The organism is Pseudomonas sp. B21-012 (assembly GCF_024749305.1).
Lineage (GTDB): Bacteria > Pseudomonadota > Gammaproteobacteria > Pseudomonadales > Pseudomonadaceae > Aquipseudomonas.
In genome coordinates, this window is the sequence record NZ_CP087197.1 from 2,099,956 (window position 1) to 2,118,767 (window position 18,812).

At 63.2% G+C, this 18,812-nt stretch carries 15 protein-coding genes; 3 read left to right on the forward strand and 12 right to left on the reverse strand.

Annotated features, from left to right (window positions below):
• Positions 1-211 precede the first annotated feature (211 nt).
• Positions 212-673 carry a hypothetical protein gene (locus LOY37_RS09625; protein WP_230090834.1) on the reverse strand — a complete coding sequence of 154 codons (462 nt, stop codon included), beginning with the start codon at positions 671-673 and terminating at the stop codon, positions 212-214.
• A gap of 158 nt (positions 674-831) precedes the next feature.
• Here LOY37_RS09625 and LOY37_RS09630 point away from each other — a divergent pair, with 158 nt between their 5' ends.
• Entirely contained in the window at positions 832-1,020 is a 189-nt protein-coding gene (locus LOY37_RS09630) for a hypothetical protein (protein WP_093384931.1), read from the forward strand.
• Positions 1,021-1,057: 37 nt separating this feature from the next.
• On the opposite strand, the gene LOY37_RS09635 is transcribed toward LOY37_RS09630, so the two are convergent.
• Positions 1,058-1,444 (reverse strand): fe2+ zn2+ uptake regulation protein, encoded by a 387-nt coding sequence (locus tag LOY37_RS09635; RefSeq protein ID WP_045201383.1) that lies wholly within the window; start codon positions 1,442-1,444, stop codon positions 1,058-1,060.
• A gap of 243 nt (positions 1,445-1,687) precedes the next feature.
• Here LOY37_RS09635 and LOY37_RS09640 point away from each other — a divergent pair, with 243 nt between their 5' ends.
• The gene (locus LOY37_RS09640; protein WP_258716725.1) at positions 1,688-3,979 is read left to right on the forward strand and encodes an acylase; all 2,292 of its coding nucleotides are present in this window, start codon (positions 1,688-1,690) and stop codon (positions 3,977-3,979) included.
• 1 nt (position 3,980) lies between these two features.
• Here LOY37_RS09640 and yegQ read toward each other — a convergent pair whose 3' ends face one another.
• A complete protein-coding gene (gene yegQ, locus LOY37_RS09645) occupies positions 3,981-5,300 on the reverse strand; it encodes a tRNA 5-hydroxyuridine modification protein YegQ (protein WP_258716726.1) in 1,320 nt (439 codons plus the stop codon).
• Positions 5,301-5,422: 122 nt separating this feature from the next.
• On the opposite strand from yegQ, the gene LOY37_RS09650 reads away from it, so the two are divergent.
• On the forward strand, positions 5,423-6,487 hold the full coding sequence (locus LOY37_RS09650; protein ID WP_258716727.1) for an AI-2E family transporter: 1,065 nt from the start codon (positions 5,423-5,425) through the stop codon (positions 6,485-6,487).
• Here LOY37_RS09650 and LOY37_RS09655 read toward each other — a convergent pair.
• From LOY37_RS09655 to nuoG, 9 genes are all read right to left on the reverse strand, one after another.
• Positions 6,484-8,568: a TonB-dependent receptor domain-containing protein gene (locus LOY37_RS09655; protein WP_258716728.1), complete on the reverse strand. Its 2,085-nt coding sequence runs from the start codon at positions 8,566-8,568 to the stop codon at positions 6,484-6,486. The two genes, LOY37_RS09650 and LOY37_RS09655, sit on opposite strands and share 4 nt — an antisense overlap.
• A 191-nt stretch (positions 8,569-8,759) precedes the next feature.
• On the reverse strand, positions 8,760-10,229 hold the full coding sequence (nuoN, locus tag LOY37_RS09660; protein WP_258716729.1) for an NADH-quinone oxidoreductase subunit NuoN: 1,470 nt from the start codon (positions 10,227-10,229) through the stop codon (positions 8,760-8,762).
• Between the two features lie 7 nt (positions 10,230-10,236).
• Complete coding sequence (nuoM, locus tag LOY37_RS09665; protein ID WP_258716730.1) at positions 10,237-11,769, reverse strand: NADH-quinone oxidoreductase subunit M; 1,533 nt, start codon at positions 11,767-11,769, stop codon at positions 10,237-10,239.
• A gap of 39 nt (positions 11,770-11,808) precedes the next feature.
• Entirely contained in the window at positions 11,809-13,662 is a 1,854-nt protein-coding gene (nuoL, locus tag LOY37_RS09670) for an NADH-quinone oxidoreductase subunit L (protein WP_038996051.1), read from the reverse strand.
• Positions 13,659-13,967, reverse strand: a complete 309-nt coding sequence (gene nuoK, locus LOY37_RS09675) for an NADH-quinone oxidoreductase subunit NuoK (protein WP_028944232.1) — start codon at positions 13,965-13,967, stop codon at positions 13,659-13,661. Before nuoK ends, nuoL begins: the two co-directional genes overlap by 4 nt.
• 4 nt (positions 13,968-13,971) lie before the next feature.
• Entirely contained in the window at positions 13,972-14,472 is a 501-nt protein-coding gene (nuoJ, locus tag LOY37_RS09680; RefSeq protein WP_038996050.1) for an NADH-quinone oxidoreductase subunit J, read from the reverse strand.
• Positions 14,473-14,481: 9 nt separating this feature from the next.
• On the reverse strand, positions 14,482-15,030 hold the full coding sequence (nuoI, locus tag LOY37_RS09685; RefSeq protein ID WP_009400993.1) for an NADH-quinone oxidoreductase subunit NuoI: 549 nt from the start codon (positions 15,028-15,030) through the stop codon (positions 14,482-14,484).
• Between the two features lie 11 nt (positions 15,031-15,041).
• Positions 15,042-16,049, reverse strand: a complete 1,008-nt coding sequence (nuoH, locus tag LOY37_RS09690; RefSeq protein ID WP_038996049.1) for an NADH-quinone oxidoreductase subunit NuoH — start codon at positions 16,047-16,049, stop codon at positions 15,042-15,044.
• Entirely contained in the window at positions 16,046-18,760 is a 2,715-nt protein-coding gene (gene nuoG, locus LOY37_RS09695) for an NADH-quinone oxidoreductase subunit NuoG (protein ID WP_258716731.1), read from the reverse strand. Before nuoG ends, nuoH begins: the two co-directional genes overlap by 4 nt.
• Positions 18,761-18,812: the final 52 nt, after the last annotated feature.

Sequence of the window (18,812 nt, forward strand, 5' to 3'; positions counted from 1 at the left end):
CGCATCTGTCTGTCGTGGCTTGAGCTGGATTCTCGGCTACTGGGCGGAAGGCGGGCTAGGCAGCAAGTGGGGCGGCAAGGGAGGGCTTTATGTACGCTTTCTGTAGGACGAACCATGCCGATGGGTGGGAAATGAATTGCGACGTAAGCGCAACGCCTTGATTACCGGTTGCCAGGGCGATGGTGACCTTCCCAGGTTGAGCCACCCATGCTTACTCGCAAGGGCGCGCCAGCAACAGGCTGACCTGGCCCAGATAGGGAGTTGGATGGCTGACGCCCTGTTCGGGGAAACTGCGCCAGTCGACCCACACGCACAGGGCGGTCAACGCCTGCGTGCCAGCCTTGCCGATGACCCTGGGGTGAAAGTCGCGGCGATAGCGCACCTGCGTCTGCTTCAACGGTCGTGCCTGATCGGCGCTGGCCAGGGTGCTGGCTACCAGTGCCGGAATTTGTGCCTGGGGCACATCGAAATGCTCGGTGTGCGGGTTGCTGTGCAGATGCCCGGCCTGTCGGCTGCGTTGCCAGAGTTGTTGCCACTGGCTACTGCCGGCGCTGTGCGCCAATTGTGCAGCCAGCTCCAGCAGCAAAGCCTGAGGTTGGGATTCGGTGGGCAGGGCATGGGCATTGAGGGGGCCGAGCAGCGCCAGGCTGAGCAGCAGGGTTCGCATCGACATGGTAATCCTTGCGTTGGTCTGGGCAGTCGTCCGGGAAGCCATGTTGGCAATGCTGCGGGGCGGGCAGAAGCGGGAAATAGTCCGCTGTCTGTGGGTGACGTTGTATCATGCGCTCGGCCCGCTTCGGGGCTTTTCGCCGATGTCGCAAGGAACTACCCATGACTCAAGGTCAACGCCTGAAATACTCCATCCTGATCTCCCTGCTGGTGCTGGGGATCATGCTCGGACTGTCCTACCTGCAAAAGCAGGGCACCATCAGCGAGCAAGTGTTCCAGTACATCGCCATTGCCGTGGCGGTGGTTGTGGTGGTGGTCAACGGCATCATGCGCCGCAAGGTCAAGCCCTGAGGCGGTAAGCGCGGCCGGCTGCGCGCCGGCCGGTCGCTCAACGGCAGGTGGCTTGCTCCAGTACCGCGCGGGCCTGGGGGTTGAGGCTGTAGCACTTGTCGTTGCCCAGGCTGATCACGCCTTCGGCGCACAAACGCTTGAGCACTTCGCGAACGCTGAGGAACGACAGCGGAATATCCAGCTGTTCGAGCTGGCTGTGGACCCCGCGCACGCCGATACTGCGGCCATCGCGATCGGCCATGTGCAGGGCATCGATGACCTTCAGGCGGATCAGGCTGGTGCGCAGGCCAAAGGCCTTGAGCAGCTCGCGGATGTGTTCATTGCCAGGGCGCTCGTGCTCGCCGGCTTCGGTTCTTGCAGTCACCGGTTGGCTCTTTGTGCGTCCAGGGCCAGCGGTTAGCGCTGGCTGTGGCTGGTTGTACATGTGAATGCTCCATTTCTTGGCCTGTCCAGGTAAGCAAAAGTGTTTGCCTACACCTATAAGACGAATGAGCGCGGCAAAACTGCAGTACCTGATGAAAAAAATCTTCAGCCTCACCCTCTAAAGACGTATTGAGCGGCGCAAACCGGTAAATTTATTTGGCGTATTTCGTTCAGTCAGGACGACCTTTCCCCTGATTGAGCTGGAGTGCGCGTGATCAAGCCCTTTCCCTTAGCGACCCTTTGTATGGCCGGGCTGCTTGCCGGCCTGAGCCTGTCCGTCCAGGCGCGCGTGGCGCCGGGTGATGCCAGCGCTGAAATCCGCCGCAGCAGTTACGGCGTGCCGCACATCCTGGCCAGGGACGAACAGGGCTTGGGGTACGGTATCGGCTATGCCTATGCACAAGACAACCTGTGCCTGCTGGCTAACGAGGTGGTCACCGTCAATGGCGAGCGTTCGCGTTACTTCGGGCCAGAACAGCGCACCTTCGAGCAGCGCGAAAACCTGCCCAGCGACCTGTTCTTCAATTGGCTGAATACGCCAACGGCGGTGTTCGGCTTCTGGCAGGCACAACCGCCGGCCATGCGTGCACGGCTCGAAGGCTATGCCAAGGGCTACAACCGCGCGCTGGCCGAGTTCAAGGCCCAGGGGCAGGGCGTGCAGTGCCTGCAGGCCGAATGGCTACGGCCGATCACCACCCTCGACCTGGTCAAGCTGACTCGCCGCTTGCTGGTCGAAGGCGGTGTTGGCCAGTTCGCCGAAGCACTGGCCGGGGCCACACCGCCGAATGTCGTCGCCCAGTTGCGCCCCGACCTGCGCATCGCCCAGTTGCGCCAGGAGCAGTTTGCTGTCGAGCGCGGCAGCAATGCCGTGGCCATCGGTGCCGAGCGCTCCTTCAACGGTCGCGGCATGCTCCTGGCCAACCCGCACTTTCCCTGGGCCGGCGGCATGCGCTTTTATCAGATGCAGCTGACCCTGCCGGGCAAACTGGATGCCATGGGCGCGGCCCTGCCGGGCTTGCCGCTGATCAACATCGGCTTCAACCAGCACCTGGCCTGGACCCACACGGTCGACACCTCCAAGCACTTCACCCTGTACCGGCTGGAGCTCGACCCCAAGGACCCGACCCGCTACCTGCTCGACGGCAAGTCGCAGGCCTTGACCCAGCAGCGCCTGAACGTGACGGTCAAGGGCGCGGACGGCCAGCTCAAGCCGCTGACCCGTGAGGTCTACAGCTCGGTATTCGGCCCGATCGTGCAATGGCCGGGGCGTCTGGACTGGAACAAGCAGTACGCCTTCAGCCTGCGTGATGCCAACCTCGAAAACACCCGGGTGCTGGCGCAGTGGGATGCGATGAACCGCGCCGACAGCCTGAAAAGCCTGCAAGCTTCGGTGCAGCGCCTGCAGGGCATTCCCTGGGTCAATACCCTGGCGGTGGACGCCAAGGGTCAGGCGCTGTACTTGAATCAGTCGGTAGTGCCCTATGTCGACGCCGACCTGCTGGCCAGCTGCAGCGACCCGGCCGCCGGGCAGGAGATGATCGTGCTCGACGGTTCGCGCAGTGCCTGCAACTGGAAGGTCGACCCGCGGGCCGCCCAGGCAGGCATCTTCCCCGCGCAACTGCTGCCGAGCCTGAGCCGCAAGGACTTCGTCCAGCATTCCAACGACTCGGCCTGGATGGTCAACCCGGCCACACCGTTGCAGGGCTATTCGCCGCTGGTCAGTCGCGAAGACCAACCCTTGGGCCCGCGCAGCCGCTTTGCCCTGCAGCGCCTGGCGAGCCTGAGCGAGAAGGGCAAGATCAGCCCGGCGGACCTGCAGCAGATGGTCATGGACAACCAGGTGTATGTCGCCGAGCTGGTCATGCCCGACCTGCTCAACTGGTGCACCGCGCAAGCGGCAGATGCCAAGCTCGGCGCGCTGTGTACCAGCCTCAAGGCCTGGGACCTGCGCGCCAACCTCGACAGTGGCCTTGGCCTGGTGCATTTCCAGAATATCTTGCAGGCCTTGCAGGGGCGCAAGGACATCTGGCGTGTTGGTTTCGACGCCGCCGATCCGCAACACACGCCGCGCGGGCTGGCCGTTGATCGCGCCGAGGTGGCCAGCGCCTTGCGTGAGGCAGCCCTGGCTTCAGTTGCGCAGGTGAGCAAGGCCGGTTTCGCCGAGGACGCGCGCTGGGGCCAGATCCAGCAGGCTGCCGACGGCACGCCGATCCACGGTGGGCCGGCAAGCCTGGGCGTGTACAACGCAATCCAGAGCGTACCGGTCGCCGCCGACAAGCGCCTGGTAGTCAGCGGTACCAGCTACCTGCAACTGGTGACCTTCGATGACCAGGGCCCGCATGCGCTGGGGATGCTGGCGTTCTCCGAGTCCAGCGAAGCGGGTTCGGCCCATGCCAGCGACCAGACCCGCGCGTTCTCGGCCAAGCAGTGGCAGGTGATTCCGTTCACCGAGGCGCAGATCAAGGCCGATCCGCAGTACCGCTTGCAAGTGATTCGCGAGGTTGAAAGCGCGACGGTGGCCACGTCCGCGCCTTGATTCAGTCAACCAGATCCCTGAGCAGCAAACCGAAGGCCAGGTCTACCTGCTCGGGGATCGGCAAATACACCGTGTGTCCATCCCCCGGTGCTACCTCGATTTCGTCACCCTGGCGATTGCGCAACTGATGCAAGTCGAAGTGGTAGTTGCCCTTGGGTGTCATCAGTTCCAGGTGATCACCCACGGCAAAACGGTTCTTCACCCGCACTTCAGCCAGGCCATTGACCCGCTCGCCGCTCAGTTCGCCGACAAACTGCTGGCGCTCGGACACCGAGTTGCCGCGCTGGTAATTCTGATACTCGTCATGCACGTGCCGGCGCAGGAAGCCCTCGGTATAGCCGCGCTGGGCCAGTGATTCGAGGTTGAGCATCAGGTTGCGATCGAACTCACGTCCGGCTGCCGCGTCATCGATGGCCTGGCGATACACCTGGGCGGTGCGAGCGCAGTAGAAGTGCGACTTGGTCCGGCCCTCGATCTTCAGCGAATGCACGCCCATGCGCGTCAGCCGCTCGACATGTTGCACCGCGCGCAGGTCCTTGGCGTTCATGATGTAGGTGCCGTGCTCGTCTTCGAACGCCGGCATGTCTTCGCCCGGGCGGTTGCTTTCCTGCAGCACGAACACCTGCTCGGTCGGCGCGCCGAGGCCCAGGGTCGGCTCCACTTCGCGAACGATTTCACCGGTGACATTCTCGCTGGCCGCGGTGGCTGTGTATTGCCAGCGGCAGGCGTTGGTGCAACTGCCCTGGTTGGCATCGCGGCGGTTCAGATAACCCGACAGCAGGCAGCGACCGGAGTAGGCCATGCACAGCGCGCCGTGGACGAACACTTCCAGTTCCATCTGCGGCACCTGCTGGCGAATCTCCTCGATCTCTTCCAGCGACAGCTCGCGCGACAGGATTACCCGGGTCAGACCCTGGCTGCGCCAGAACTCGACGCTGGCCCAGTTCACCGTGTTGGCCTGCACCGAGAGGTGAATCGGCATCTGCGGGAAGTGCTGGCGCACCAGCATGATCAGCCCCGGGTCGGACATGATCAGTGCATCCGGGGCCATTTCGATCACTGGCGCCAGGTCCTTGAGGAAGGTCTTGAGCTTGGCGTTGTGCGGGGCAATGTTGACCACCACGTAGAAGCGCTTGCCCTGGGCCTGGGCTTCCTTGATGCCCAAGGCAAGGTTGGCGTGGTCGAATTCGTTGTTGCGCACACGCAGGCTGTAGCGCGGCTGCCCGGCATACACGGCATCGGCGCCGTAGGCGAAGGCATAGCGCATGTTCTTCAGTGAGCCGGCGGGGGCGAGCAGTTCGGGTTTGGCGAGAAGGGTCATGATCGGGTCGCGGCAAAAGGCGCGGATGCTACGCCGGCTGCAGCTAGTGTTTATTGATCTGCATCAACGGCACTTTTGGCAATGCCCGGCGCACTAATGAATAGAACGCACAAGGAGCGCACATGAACGAAACCGTCATGCAACACAAGGCGTTACTGGCACTGCTGGTGCTGGTGACCATCGCTTTCATCTGGATTCTCCTGCCGTTCTATGGCGCGGTGTTCTGGGCGGTGATCCTCGGTATCGTCTTCGCGCCGCTGCAGCGCCGCCTGCTGGCGCGCCTGGGCTGGCGGCGCAACCTGGCGGCCGGGCTGACCTTGTTCATCTGCCTGGTGATTGCAATTTTACCGGTGATCATCATCAGTACCCTGCTGGTGCAGGAGGGCGCGGCGCTGTACAAGAACATCGAAAGCGGCGAGCTGGACCTGGCCGGCTACATCGAGCGCTTCAAGAACATCCTCCCGGCCTTTGTGCAGAACTTCCTCGAGCGCATGGGCATGGGCGACCTGGCCGGCCTGCGCGATAAAATCACCAAGGGCGCCATGCAAGGCAGCCAGTTCTTCGCCACTCAGGCTTTCAGCTTCGGCCAGGGGACTTTCGATTTTCTGGTGAGCTTCGGCATCATGCTTTACCTGCTGTATTTCTTCCTGCGTGACGGCGCCGAGCTGGTGCGCAAGATCCGCACCGCGGTGCCGCTGGCCGAACAGCAAAAGCGCCGTCTGCAACTGAAGTTCAACCGCGTGGTACGCGCCACGGTCAAGGGCAACCTGCTGGTGGCGGTGACCCAGGGCGCCCTGGGCGGGATCATCTTCTGGATTCTCGACATCCCCAGCGCCTTGGTCTGGGGCGTGCTGATGGCCTTTCTGTCGTTGCTGCCGGCAGTTGGCGCGGGGATCGTCTGGGCGCCGGTGGCGGTGTACTTCGTCGCCACCGGCGCCTTCTGGCAAGGCGCGGTGCTGGCCGCCTTCGGCGTGTTCGTCATCGGCCTGGTGGACAACGTGCTGCGCCCGATCCTGGTGGGCAAGGACACCAAGATGCCCGATTACCTGATCCTGGTCTCGACCCTTAGTGGCCTGGCAGTGTTCGGCCTCAACGGTTTTGTCATCGGCCCGCTGATCGCCGCGCTGTTCATGTCCAGCTGGGCGATCTTCGTCTCGACCAAACCGCAGGTGCAATTGCCCAGTTAACGGAAGCTGTAGGACACCCCGGTATAGACCCCGAAGCCTTCGCCCGGGGTCGAGCGGGCAATGTCGGTACCGTTGTCGTTGTAGCCGGGGGTGACGGTGGCGGCATAGCGTTTGTTGGTCAGGTTGCGCAGGTCGAGCCAGGCTTGCCAGTCCTGTTTCGGCGAGTTGTAGCCCAGGGTGGCGCCGAGAATGGCATAGGCGTCGGTCGGGTAGCTGTTGGCGTAGTCGACCTGGACCTTGGAGGCCATCTGCGTGTTGATCCCTGCAAACAGGCCGCTGGGCAGGTCGAAGCGCAGTTCGGCCTGGTAGTAGTGCATGGGGATGCCCGGCAGGCGGTTGTCGCCGAAGCTGTCGTCGTCGCGGTAGTGGAAGTCGCTGAAGGTGTAGGCCTGGCGCAGGCTCAACGTGCCGACCCCGGCACGCTGCCACAGCAGGCTGTCAAGGCCGGCCTCGATGCCCTGGTGCACGGTCGGGCTGGCGTTGAATTCGGCAGCGGGCAGGCCTGGGACGATTTCCACCGCGAGCAATTCATGGCGGACGTTGGAGTAGTACCAGGCCAGATCCCAGCGGCCAATGGTCGACTCGCCGCGGGCACCCAGCTCCAGGGTGGTTGCGGTCTGGTTCTGCATTTCGATTGGCTGGATTTGCTTACCATTGACTGCCGGAGAGCTCCAGATCAGCGACCACGGGTGCGGCGGCTCCACCGAACGGCTCAGGTTACCGAATACCTGCAACTGCGGGTTGATGTCGTAGCGCAGGCCCAGGCGCGGGGCGTAGTCCCAGTCGCTCTGGCTGACCTTGCCGCCATTGTCGGGGTAGGTCACCGCGCTCTCGCGGCGGGTATAGATCGCCGCCAGGCCACTGGTCAGCCACAGGTCGGGGATCAGTTCCAGTTCGTTGCCGACATGCAGGACAGTGTCGGAACCTTGGTAGCTGAAATCGCGGGTGCGGGTGCCCACGGCTTTATTGCCATTAGAGGGCTCTGGCACACGGACGAACTCTGAAGCGCCGCTGTTGGGCAGGTGCTTGGTGGTTCGCCAACCCACGGTGGTCTTGCTCTCATGTTCAAACAAGGTGTCTCGGCGGAAGTAGTTCAAGGTTCCGCTGACATCGGAGTAGGCGACTTTGAGACGGTTGGGGCCTTCGAGAAGGTCCATCGGGTAATCGTGATAAACGACGCCTGCTTCCAGGCGCGAATCGTCGTCCAGGTAGAAGGTGGTTTTGTTCGCCAGCCAGGTGCTGCCTGGCTGTGGCCGGCTGGCATCGCGACGCAAATAAGTAGAGTTGGCCCCGCGCGGATCATGCTTGATCTGCTCCTGGGTCAAGCGCCCGGCCAGGTCATTCTCGGTCTCTCGATAACGCAGGTAGAAGCGGGTTTCCAGGTTCGGATTGAAGCGGTAGCCGACATTGGCGGCGATGCCCTTGCTGCTGCCGCTGGTGTGCCGCTGGTAGCCGTCGTATTCGGAATCGGTCAGCGCCACGTAGTAGTCCAGGTCGCCCAGGACCTGGCCGGAGCTGATTTGACGCTTGGCGTAGCCGCGACTGCCGAGCTCGTAGCGCAGTTGCAGCGGTGCGGCGTCGCGGCCGGTGTGGGTGATGTAGTCGATAGCGCCGCCCAGCGCCAACGCGCCGCGGTCGAAGCCGTTGGCACCGCGCAGCACTTCGGCGCGGCTCAGCCACAGTGGTTCGAACAGTTCATAGGGCGTGCCACCCGGGCCGGTCAGCGGCAGGCCGTCGAACATCGTGTACACACCCGAGCCGTGAGCGCCGGGGGCGCGGTTGATACCCGAACCCCGGATCGACAGCTTGATGCCGTCGTTGCCAGCCGACTGGGCGAAAACCCCGGGCTGGTAGGCGAGCACATCCTGGTTGCTGGCGACCCGGCCTTGCTCCACCCGTTGCATGTCGATCAGGTTGCTGGCGCCAGGCACCTGCTGCAGGCGTTCGCGAGCATCTTGCAGCTCGCTCTGCTCCTGTTCCTGGATCAGCACCTGGCCGAGTTCGATGCTATCGCTGGCCTGCACCGACGCGGCACAGGAGATCAGCAAGGCGAGGGAGGAGCGGGGTAGGGTGGGGTGCATCGATGGGGTTCCAGGACTGAGAGCGGGTATCTGACGTCGCAACTATCAGACGAAGCACAGTCACTGATATCTACAGGGCAGCCCATCCAGTGGGAGCGGCGGTGCGGCGACCCGACTTGCTCCGCGATGAGGGTTTCGGCCTGAAAACAAAACACCCCGCCGAAGCGGGGTGTTTGTCAGTGCCTGATCGATCAACCGATCAGTTGCAGGCCTGCATGCTGGACCATGTCCAGCAACGGCTGCGGGTACACGCCCAGGACGAAGGCGAGGATGGCGATGGCCAGCAGCATCACGCCGCCGGTGCGCTGTTCCCAGTTCAGCGGGGCGTCGTGACGACGCAGGTTTGGCTCGATCAGGTACAGGGTGACCATCACGCGCAGGTAGTAGAACACACCGATGGCACTACCGATCACCAGGGCACCGACCAGCCACCACAGCTGCGACTCGACGCCGGTAGCGATGATGTAGAACTTGCCGATGAAGCCTGCGGTCAGCGGGATACCGGCCAGCGACAGCATCATCACGGTCAGCACCGCGGTCAGGTACGGACGGCGCCAGAACAGGCCGCGGTACTCGTACAGGGCGTCGGCGTCACGGCCGTTGTATGGCGAGGACATCAGGGTGATGACGCCGAAGGCACCGAGGCTGGTGATCACGTAGGTGACCAGGTACACGCCGATGGCTTCGACCGCCAGGCCCTTGCTCGCCACCAGGGCGATCAGCAGGTAACCGAAGTGGGCGATCGAGGAGTAACCGAGCAGGCGCTTGAGGTTGCTCTGGGTCAGCGCCAGCAGGTTACCGATCAGGATCGAGGCCACGGCGATCACCGACAGCACGGTGGTCAATACGCCGCTGCTGGCCGCAGGGGAGATCATGAACAGGCGTACGACGACGGCGAACACCGCTACTTTGCTGGCGGTGGCCAGGAAGGCGGCGACCGGTGCCGGAGCACCTTCGTAGACGTCCGGGGTCCACAGGTGGAACGGCACCAGCGACAGTTTGAAGGCCAGGCCGACCAGCATCATGCCCAGGCCCAGCTGGGCGATCATGCTTGGCATGCTGGTGGTTGCCAGGGCCTTGCCGATGCCGTCGAAGCTCAGGCTGCCAGCGTCGGCATACAGCAGCGCCATGCCGAACAGCAGGAAGGCGGAACCTGCGGCCGAGAGCACCATGTACTTGATGCCGGCTTCCAGTGAACGCTTGTTGAAGAAGGCATAGGCGACCAGGCCATAGACCGGTACCGAGAGCAGCTCAAGGCCGATGAACAAGCCAGCCAGGTGCTGCGCGCTGACCAGTACCAGACCGCCCAGGGCGGACATCAGGATCAGCAGGTACAGCTCTTCGCGGTTGCCCGGGTAGCCTTTGCCGCCATCACCCAGGTAGGCGTGGGCGAGGGTGACGCAAGCCAGGGTGGCAACCAGGATCAGCGCCATGTACAGGCAGGCGAAGTTGTCGATGGTCAGCAGCGGGGTGACTGCCAGGGGCGCAACCTTCAGCGCCGGGATGATCGACAGCAGGGCCAGGTTCAGGCCCACGGTCGACAGCAGGAAGGTTTGCGAGTGGTTGCGCCGCCAGGCGATCGCCAGCATCACCACGACCGTGGTGATGGTGGTGATCAGCAGCGGCGCAAGCGCGATAAAGTGTTGAATCGTCAGGTCCATAGCGCTCTTACCGGGCCGAAGCGAGTTGAGTGAAAGCGGAACCCAGCCACTGCTGTACACCACTCATGGTGGCGGCAGAAGTGTCCAGGAACGGCTGCGGGTAGACGCCCAGCAGGATCAGCAGGCCAGCCAGGCCCAGCACCATGATCAGTTCGCGGGTGTCCATGCCAGCCAGGACTTCATCGGATTTGGCCGGGCCGAAGTAGGCGCGGTGAATCATGATCAGCGAATACACCGAACCGAACACCAGGCCGGAAGTAGCGATCACGGTGACCCACGGCGAAGCGACGAAGCTGCCGATCAGGATCAGGAATTCGCCAACGAAGTTACCGGTGCCTGGCAAGCCCAGGGAGGCGGCGGCGAAGAACAGGCTGATGGCCGGCAGGTAGGCGATGCGGTGCCACAGGCCGCCCATCTGACGCATGTCACGGGTATGCAGGCGCTCGTACAGCTGGCCGCTGAGAATAAACAGTGCCGCTGCCGACAGGCCGTGAGCCAGCATCTGGATCACCGCGCCTTGCAGGGCCTGCTGGCTGCCGGAGTAGATCCCGATCAGCACGAAGCCCATGTGCGAAACGCTGGAGAAGGCGATCAGACGCTTGATGTCGGTCTGTGCGAAGGCCAGGAAAGCACCGTAGAAAATCCCGATCAGACCCAGGGTCATGGCGATCGGCGCAAACTCGGCCGAAGCGTTCGGGAACAACGGCAGGGCGAAACGCAGCAGGCCGTAGGCCGCAGTCTTCAGCAAGATACCGGCGAGGTCGACGGAACCTGCGGTCGGTGCCTGGGCGTGAGCGTCAGGCAGCCAGGAGTGGAACGGCACAACCGGCAGCTTGACCGCGAAGGCGATGAAGAAGCCGAGCATCAGCAGGTACTCGGTGCCCGCCGGCAGGTCGGCCTTGAGCAACTGGGTGTAATCGAAGGTGATCACACCGGTGTTGCTGTAGTTGACCAGTACCAGACCAAGGATCGCCACCAGCATGATCAGGCCGCTGGCCTGGGTGAAGATGAAGAACTTGGTGGCGGCGTAGATCCGGGTCTTCTTGCCATCCGAGGAGCTGTGACCCCAGAGCGCGATGAGGAAATACATCGGCACCAGCATCATTTCCCAGAAGAAGAAGAACAGGAACAGGTCCAGGGCCAGGAACACACCGACCACGCCGCCCAGGATCCACATCAGGTTGAGGTGGAAGAAGCCGACGTGGCGAGTGATCTCTTTCCACGAGCACAGTACCGAGAGCACACCGAGCAGGCCGGTGAGCAGGATCATCAGCAGCGACAGGCCATCGAGGGCCAGGTGCAGGCTGATGCCGAAGCGCTCGATCCACAGCACTTTGAATTCGAACGTCCACTCGGGCGCGGCGCCCGGTGCAGGGGCCAGGGTGTAGTCCCCGTTGGCCCACAGCCAGAGGCCGATACCAAGCAGCAGGGACATGGTCAGCAGCGCAATCCAGCGCGGCAGGGTGGCGCCGAAGCGCTCACCCAGCCAGCACAGCAGGCCGCCGATGAAGGGGATCAGGATCAGCCAAGGCAAAATCATGACGGGCTCAATTCCTTTCGCAAAGTCGCAAGGTTCATATCAGACCGCAGCCATAACAACGGCACCGAGCACAAGCACGGCACCTACGGCGATCGAAGCGGTGTACCAGCGCAGCTGACCGGTTTCGGTTTTGCTCATGGCGGCATGACCGCCCTTCGCCATACGCGGAATCAGGCCAATGCTGCGGTCAACCGGATCCTTGCGCAGGATGTGGCTGATCAGCAGGTAAGGTTTGACGAACAGCTTGTCGTAGATCCAGTCGAAGCCCCAGGCGGCGAACCACCAGGCCGACAGCACACGACCGATGCCACTGTTGGCAATCGCGGTAACCAGGCGTCGCTTGCCCAGGAACAGCATCGCCGCCAGCAGGATACCGGCGATGGCGATGGCACCCGAGGCGATTTCCAGGCTGTGCTTGGCTTCGCCGCCGGCATGGCCGACGCTCTGCGGCAGTACGCCCGCCAGGGGTGGATGAATCCAGGCACCGACGAAGGTCGACAGCACGATCAGCACGCCCAGCGGCAGCCAGTGGGAAATCCCGTGGCCGGCGTGAGCTTCGGTCTTGGCTTCGCCGTGGAAGGCGATGAAGATCAGGCGGAAGGTGTACAGCGAGGTCATGAAGGCACCGACCAGGCCGGCGTACAGCAGACCGTTGTTGCCGCTGGCGAAGGCTTCCCAGAGGATCTCGTCTTTCGAGTAGAAGCCGGCGGTCAGCAGCGGCAGGGCAGCCAGGGCGGCACCACCGACGATGAAGCTGGCGTAGGCCAGTGGCAGTTTCTTCCACAGGCCGCCCATCTTGAAGATGTTCTGCTCGTGGTGGCAGGCAACGATCACCGCACCGGAAGCAAGGAACAGCAGGGCCTTGAAGAAGGCGTGGGTCATCAGGTGGAAGATCGCGCCTTCCCAGGCACCCACGCCCAGGGCCAGGAACATGTAGCCGATCTGGCTCATGGTCGAGTAGGCGAGGATGCGCTTGATGTCGGTCTGCACCAGGGCGGCAAAGCCGGCCAGCACCAGGGTCACGCCGCCGACCACACCGACCAGGTGCAGCACGTCAGGGGCCAGGGCGAACAGGCCGTGGGTACGGGCAATCAGGTAAACGCCCGCGGTCACCATGGTTGCCGCGTGGATCAGTGCCGAAACCGGGGTAGGGCCGGCCATCGCGTCGGCAAGCCAGGTCTGCAGCGGCAGCTGGGCCGATTTACCGACCGCGCCACCGAGCAGCATCAGGGTTGCCAGGACCATCCAGAAATCACCCGCCTGGAATTTCTGCGGGGCCAGCACCAGCAGTTCCTGAACGTTCAGGGTGCCCAGTTGCTGGAACAGGATGAACAGGCCGATGGCCATGAACACGTCGCCGATTCGGGTGACGATGAAGGCTTTGAGTGCGGCGTTACCGTTGTTGCGGTTGCTGTAGTAGAAACCGATCAACAGGTACGAACACAGGCCCACGCCTTCCCAACCGAAGTAGATGAACAGCAGGTTGTCGCCCAGGATCAGGAACAGCATGCTGGCAATGAACAGGTTGGTGTAGGCGAAGAAGCGCGAGTAACCGGCTTCACCGCGCATGTACCAGGAGGCGAACAGGTGGATCAGGAAGCCGACGCCGACCACCACGCCAAGCATGGTCACCGACAGGCCGTCCAGGTACAGGGTGAAGTTCGGCGCAAAGCCGTCCACCGACATCCACTGCCACAGCAGCTGGCTGTACGCGCCGCCTGCAGGCGGGGCGACATTAAATTGCCAGATCACGTAGGCGGCGACGATGGCCGAGAGGCCCACCGAACCGACGCCAACCAGTGCCGACAGGTTCTCGGACCAGCGGCCGCGCGAGAACGACAGCAGCAGGAAGCCGATCAGGGGGAATACGAACGTCAGAAAGAGAAGGTTCATCCGCGCATCTCACTGGCAGCATCGATATCGAGAGTGTGGAAGCGGCGATACAGCTGCAACAGGATCGCCAGGCCGATACTGGCCTCGGCCGCTGCCAGGCTGATCACCAGGATGAACATGATCTGTCCATCCGGTTGCGCCCAGCGGCTGCCGGCGACGATGAAGGCCAGTGCCGAGGCGTTCATCATGATTTCCAGGCTCATCAACACGAAAAGAATATTGCGGCGTACCATCAGGCCGACAAGGCCGAGGCAGAACAGGATGCCGGCGACGGCCAGGCCATGTTCGAGAGGAATTGCTGGCATGTGATTACTCCTTCGCCTCGTTGCGGCCGAGGTGGAAAGCCGTCACCGCTGCGGCGAGCAGCAGCATCGAGGCCAGTTCCACCACCAGCAGGTAAGGGCCGAACAGGCTGATGCCGACGGCCTTGGCGTCAACCGTGGTGTGGCCGATGCCGGCGCCGCTTTCGCTGGCGAACAGCACGTACAGCAGCTCGACCAGCAGCAGTGCGCCAAGCACCACCGGGCCGAGCCAGATGCCCGGCTTGAGCCAGCCGCGTTCCTGGGCGACCGAAGCCGGCCCGAGGTTGAGCATCATCACCACGAAGACGAACAGCACCATGATGGCGCCAGCGTAGGCGATCACTTCCAGGACACCGGCGAACGGAGCGCCGAGGGCGAAGAAGGTCATCGCCACGGAGATCAGCGAAATGATCAGGTAGAGCAGGGCGTGCACGGGGTTGGTGTTGGTGATCACCCGAAGGGTGGACACCACAGCGACACCGGATGCGAAATAGAAAGCGAATTCCATCTTTCTTCCTTAAGGGAGCAAGCTCTTCACGTTGATCGGCTCGGCTTCGTTCTGCGCGGCGCCTTTCGGCTTGCCGGCAACAGCCATACCTGCAACACGGTAGAAGTTGTAGTCAGGGTTCTTGCCGGGGCCGGAGATCAGCAGATCTTCTTTCTCGTACACCAGGTCCTGACGTTTGAACTCGGCCATCTCGAAATCCGGGGTGAGCTGGATCGCGGTGGTCGGGCAGGCTTCCTCGCAGAGGCCGCAGAAAATGCAACGGGAGAAGTTGATGCGGAAGAACTCCGGGTACCAACGACCGTCTTCTGTTTCGGCTTTCTGCAGCGAGATGCAACCGACCGGGCAAGCCACGGCACACAGGTTGCACGCTACACAGCGCTCTTCGCCATCCGGGTCGCGGGTCAGGACGATGCGGCCACGGTAGCGTGGCGGCAGGTAGACCGGCTCTTCGGGGTACTGCAGGGTGTCACGTTTGCGAAAACCGTGAGAGAACACCATCACCAGGCTGCGCAGCTGGGTGCCAGTGCCCTTAACGATGTCGCCAATATATTTGAACATGGGTCAAATCCTCACTGGGCCGCAACAGCTGGCGTGTTGAGCAACACGAGCGCAGCGGTCACCAGCAAATTGATCAGGGTCAGCGGCAGGCAGAACTTCCAGCTGAAGTCCATCACCTGGTCATAGCGCGGGCGCGGAATAGAGGCGCGCAGCAGGATGAACAGCATGATGAAGAACGCGGTCTTCAGGGCGAACCAGACGAACGACAGCTGCGGCAGGATGCCGAACGGGCCGTGCCAGCCACCGAAGAACAGGGTTACCAGCAGCGCCGAGATCAGGATGATGCCGATGTACTCACCGACGAAGAACATGCCCCATTTCATGCCGGCATATTCAATGTGGTAACCGTCGGCCAGTTCCTGTTCCGCTTCCGGCTGGTCGAACGGGTGACGGTGAGTCACGGCGACGCCAGCGATGAAGAAGGTGCAGAAGCCGAAGAACTGCGGAATGATGAACCACAGGTTCTGGGCCTGGTAGTCAACGATATCGCGCATGTTGAACGAGCCGACCTGGGCAACGATGCCCATCAGCGCCAGGCCCATGAACACTTCGTACGACACGGTCTGGGCCGAGGCCCGCAGGCTGCCGAGCAGGGCGTACTTGTTGTTCGACGACCAGCCGGCGAACAGTACCGCGTATACCGAAAGGCCGGCCATGGCGAAGAAGAACAGCAGGCCGATGTTCAGGTCCGCGACACCCCAGGTCGGGGTGATCGGGATGATCGCGAAGGCGATCAGCAAGGCGCTCATGGCCACCACCGGCGCCAGGGTGAAGATCACCTTGTCGACGAAGGGCGGGTTCCAGTCTTCCTTGAAGAACATCTTGAGCATGTCGGCAGCGATCTGGAACATGCCGAACGGGCCGACGCGGTTCGGACCGTAGCGGTCCTGCCACCAGCCCAGCAGGCGCCGCTCGACGAAGCTGAGCAGCGCACCGCAGACCACCACGGCCAGCAAGACCACGATGGCCTTGATGACGGTGATGATCACATCGATCACTTCAGGGGTGAACCAGGTCATTGTGCTGCCTCCTGCAGGCCTTCGACGGATGCACCGAAGATGGCTGGCGGAATGCCGGCCAGGCCTTTCGGCAGGGCAACCAGGCCTGCGCCCAGTTCTTCATTGATGCGCAGCGGCAGACGCAGGGCAACGCCGGCGACGTTGAGGCTGAGCAGGGCGCCGTCGTTGACACCCAGGCGGTCGGCTTCGGACTTGGCCAGGGCCACGTAGGCTTCTGGGATGCGCTCTTGCACCGGGGCTGCGCGCGAGGAGTTCTCTTCGCTGCCGAACAGGTGGTAGAACGGCACCGCTTGCCAGGTGCCACGGGCCGGAGCGAAAGCTGCCGGAACGCTGGCGAACCAGTTGAGCTTGTCGCCCTGGGTTTCGATCAGGCGGGTGCCCGGGTCGCCTGCGCGCAGGTGACCACCGACCTCGTCCTGGAACTTGTTCCAGGCTTGCGGCGAGTTCCAGCCCGGCGACCAGGCGAACGGCACTTGCGAGCGCGGTTCGGCCGAACCCGAGTAACCTTCCATGGAGAAGGCGAACGCGGTGTCCTTGTCTTGCGGGGTACGCGGCTCGTGCACGCTGATGTTGGCGCGCATGGCGGTACGGCCGGAGTAGCGCAGCGGCTCACGCGCAAGCTTCATGCCCTTGATGCGGAACGACGCGGACGGTGCGGCGTTGACGATCCCGGACAGTTGCGGCGCGACCGCGGCGCAGGCGCTGGTGACGTGGTCCAGCTGGGTCCAGTCGACCGGCTTGTTGAGCAGGGTGGCACGCAGGGCGTGCATCCAGCGCCAGCCTTCGTGAACCAGGATGCTGCTGTCCAGGTAGGTTGGGTCGAACACCTGGAAGAAGCGCTGGGCGCGGCCTTCCAGGCTGACCAGGGTGCCGTCGCCTTCGGCGAAGGTCGCCGCCGGCAGCACCAGGTGGGCGCGGTCGGTGGTGGCGGTCTTCTGGTGATCGGCAACGATGACCACCTTGGCGGCGGCCAGGGCAGCGTCGACCTTGGCCGCGGCAACGCGGCTGTACAGGTCGTTTTCGAGCACGACAATGGCGTCGGCCTTGCCTTCGATCACCGCATCCAGCGCGGCATCGATCGACTCGCCACCGAGCATGGCCAGGCCCAGGCTGTTGGCCTCGGGCACCACCAGGCTCAGCGAACCGTTCTTCTCGCGCAGCTTCAGGGCCTTGGCGATGTTGGCCGCGGCTTCGATCAGGGCGTTGGAGGCCAGCGAGGTACCGGCAACCACCAGCGGACGGTTGGCGGCCACCAGGGCGTCGGCGATGCGCTTGGCCAGGGCCAGGGCTTCGGCGTCCAGGCCGTCAACGGCTGGCGCGCTCGGGTCGATGGCGTGAGCCACGGCGAAACCGATGCGGGCGAGGTCGTCCGGCGCTGCGTGCACGCACTCTTCGGCGACGTCATCAAGCTTGGTTTCGGCCAGGCTTGCGATAAACAGCGGGTACATGGCGTGCTGGCCGATGTTCTTCACCGCAGCATCTAGCCACGGCTGAACGCGCATGGCATCGGCCATGGCTTCGGCCTTGCCCTTGACCGACTGGCGCAGGGCCAGGGCCACGCGGGCAGCGGTCTGGGTCAGGTCTTCGCCGAGGACGAACACCGCGTCATGGTCTTCCATGTCGCGCAGGGTCGGCACTGGCAGCGGGCTGTCGTTGAGCACTTGCAGGGCCAGGCGTACGCGGGCCAGCTCAGCGGCTTCCATACCCGAGTAGAAGTGCTCGGCGCCGACCAGCTCACGCAGGCCGTAGTTGCTTTCAAGGCTGGCACGCGGCGAACCGATACCGACGATATTGCGCCCGCGCAGCATGTCCGCGGCCTTGTCCAGGGCGGCATCCAGGCTCAGCTTGGTGCCGTCGGCCAGCAGTGGCTGACGTGGACGGTCTTCACGGTTGACGTAGCCATAGCCGAAACGGCCACGGTCGCAGAGGAAGTACTGGTTGACCGAACCGTTGAAGCGGTTTTCGATCCGGCGCAGTTCGCCGTAGCGTTCACCCGGGCTGATGTTGCAACCGCTGGAGCAACCATGGCAGATGCTCGGGGCGAACTGCATGTCCCATTTGCGGTTGTAGCGCTCGGAGTGGGTCTTGTCGGTGAACACACCGGTCGGGCAGACCTCGGTGAGGTTGCCGGAGAACTCGCTCTCGAGGGTGCCATCTTCAACGCGACCGAAGTAGACGTTGTCGTGGGCACCGAATACGCCCAGGTCGGTACCGCCGGCGTAGTCCTTGTAGTAACGCACGCAACGGTAGCAGGCGATGCAGCGGTTCATCTCGTGGGCGATGAACGGGCCGAGCTCCTGGTTCTGGTGGGTACGCTTGGTGAAACGGTAGCGGCGCTCGTTGTGGCCGGTCATTACCGTCATGTCTTGCAGGTGGCAGTGACCGCCTTCCTCACAGACCGGGCAGTCGTGCGGGTGGTTGGTCATCAGCCATTCGACGACGCTGGCACGGAATACCTTGGCTTCTTCGTCTTCGATGGAAATCCAGCTGCCATCGGTGGCAGGGGTCATGCAGGACATGACGATGCGACCACGGGTGTCGTTCTCGTCGGTGTACTGCTTGACCGCGCACTGGCGGCAGGCACCGACGCTACCGAGCGCCGGGTGCCAGCAGAAATAGGGGATGTCGAGGCCGAGCGACAGACACGCCTGTAACAGGTTGTCTGCGCCGTTGACTTCGAGCTCTTTGCCGTCTACGTGGATAGTGGCCATGGTTCAAAGTTCTTCGTTGGCCCGCGTCTGCGGGCGTGGCTAATGGAAATCT

Coding starts and splice junctions, on each gene's coding strand:
- LOY37_RS09625 (WP_230090834.1), bottom strand. CDS start 673: ATGTCGATGCGAACCCTGCTGCTCAGCCTGGCGCTGCTCGGCCCCCTC.
- LOY37_RS09630 (WP_093384931.1), top strand. CDS start 832: ATGACTCAAGGTCAACGCCTGAAATACTCCATCCTGATCTCCCTGCTG.
- LOY37_RS09635 (WP_045201383.1), bottom strand. CDS start 1,444: ATGTACAACCAGCCACAGCCAGCGCTAACCGCTGGCCCTGGACGCACA.
- LOY37_RS09640 (WP_258716725.1), top strand. CDS start 1,688: ATGGCCGGGCTGCTTGCCGGCCTGAGCCTGTCCGTCCAGGCGCGCGTG.
- yegQ (WP_258716726.1), bottom strand. CDS start 5,300: ATGACCCTTCTCGCCAAACCCGAACTGCTCGCCCCCGCCGGCTCACTG.
- LOY37_RS09650 (WP_258716727.1), top strand. CDS start 5,423: ATGAACGAAACCGTCATGCAACACAAGGCGTTACTGGCACTGCTGGTG.
- LOY37_RS09655 (WP_258716728.1), bottom strand. CDS start 8,568: ATGCACCCCACCCTACCCCGCTCCTCCCTCGCCTTGCTGATCTCCTGT.
- nuoN (WP_258716729.1), bottom strand. CDS start 10,229: ATGGACCTGACGATTCAACACTTTATCGCGCTTGCGCCGCTGCTGATC.
- nuoM (WP_258716730.1), bottom strand. CDS start 11,769: ATGATTTTGCCTTGGCTGATCCTGATCCCCTTCATCGGCGGCCTGCTG.
- nuoL (WP_038996051.1), bottom strand. CDS start 13,662: ATGAACCTTCTCTTTCTGACGTTCGTATTCCCCCTGATCGGCTTCCTG.
- nuoK (WP_028944232.1), bottom strand. CDS start 13,967: ATGCCAGCAATTCCTCTCGAACATGGCCTGGCCGTCGCCGGCATCCTG.
- nuoJ (WP_038996050.1), bottom strand. CDS start 14,472: ATGGAATTCGCTTTCTATTTCGCATCCGGTGTCGCTGTGGTGTCCACC.
- nuoI (WP_009400993.1), bottom strand. CDS start 15,030: ATGTTCAAATATATTGGCGACATCGTTAAGGGCACTGGCACCCAGCTG.
- nuoH (WP_038996049.1), bottom strand. CDS start 16,049: ATGACCTGGTTCACCCCTGAAGTGATCGATGTGATCATCACCGTCATC.
- nuoG (WP_258716731.1), bottom strand. CDS start 18,760: ATGGCCACTATCCACGTAGACGGCAAAGAGCTCGAAGTCAACGGCGCA.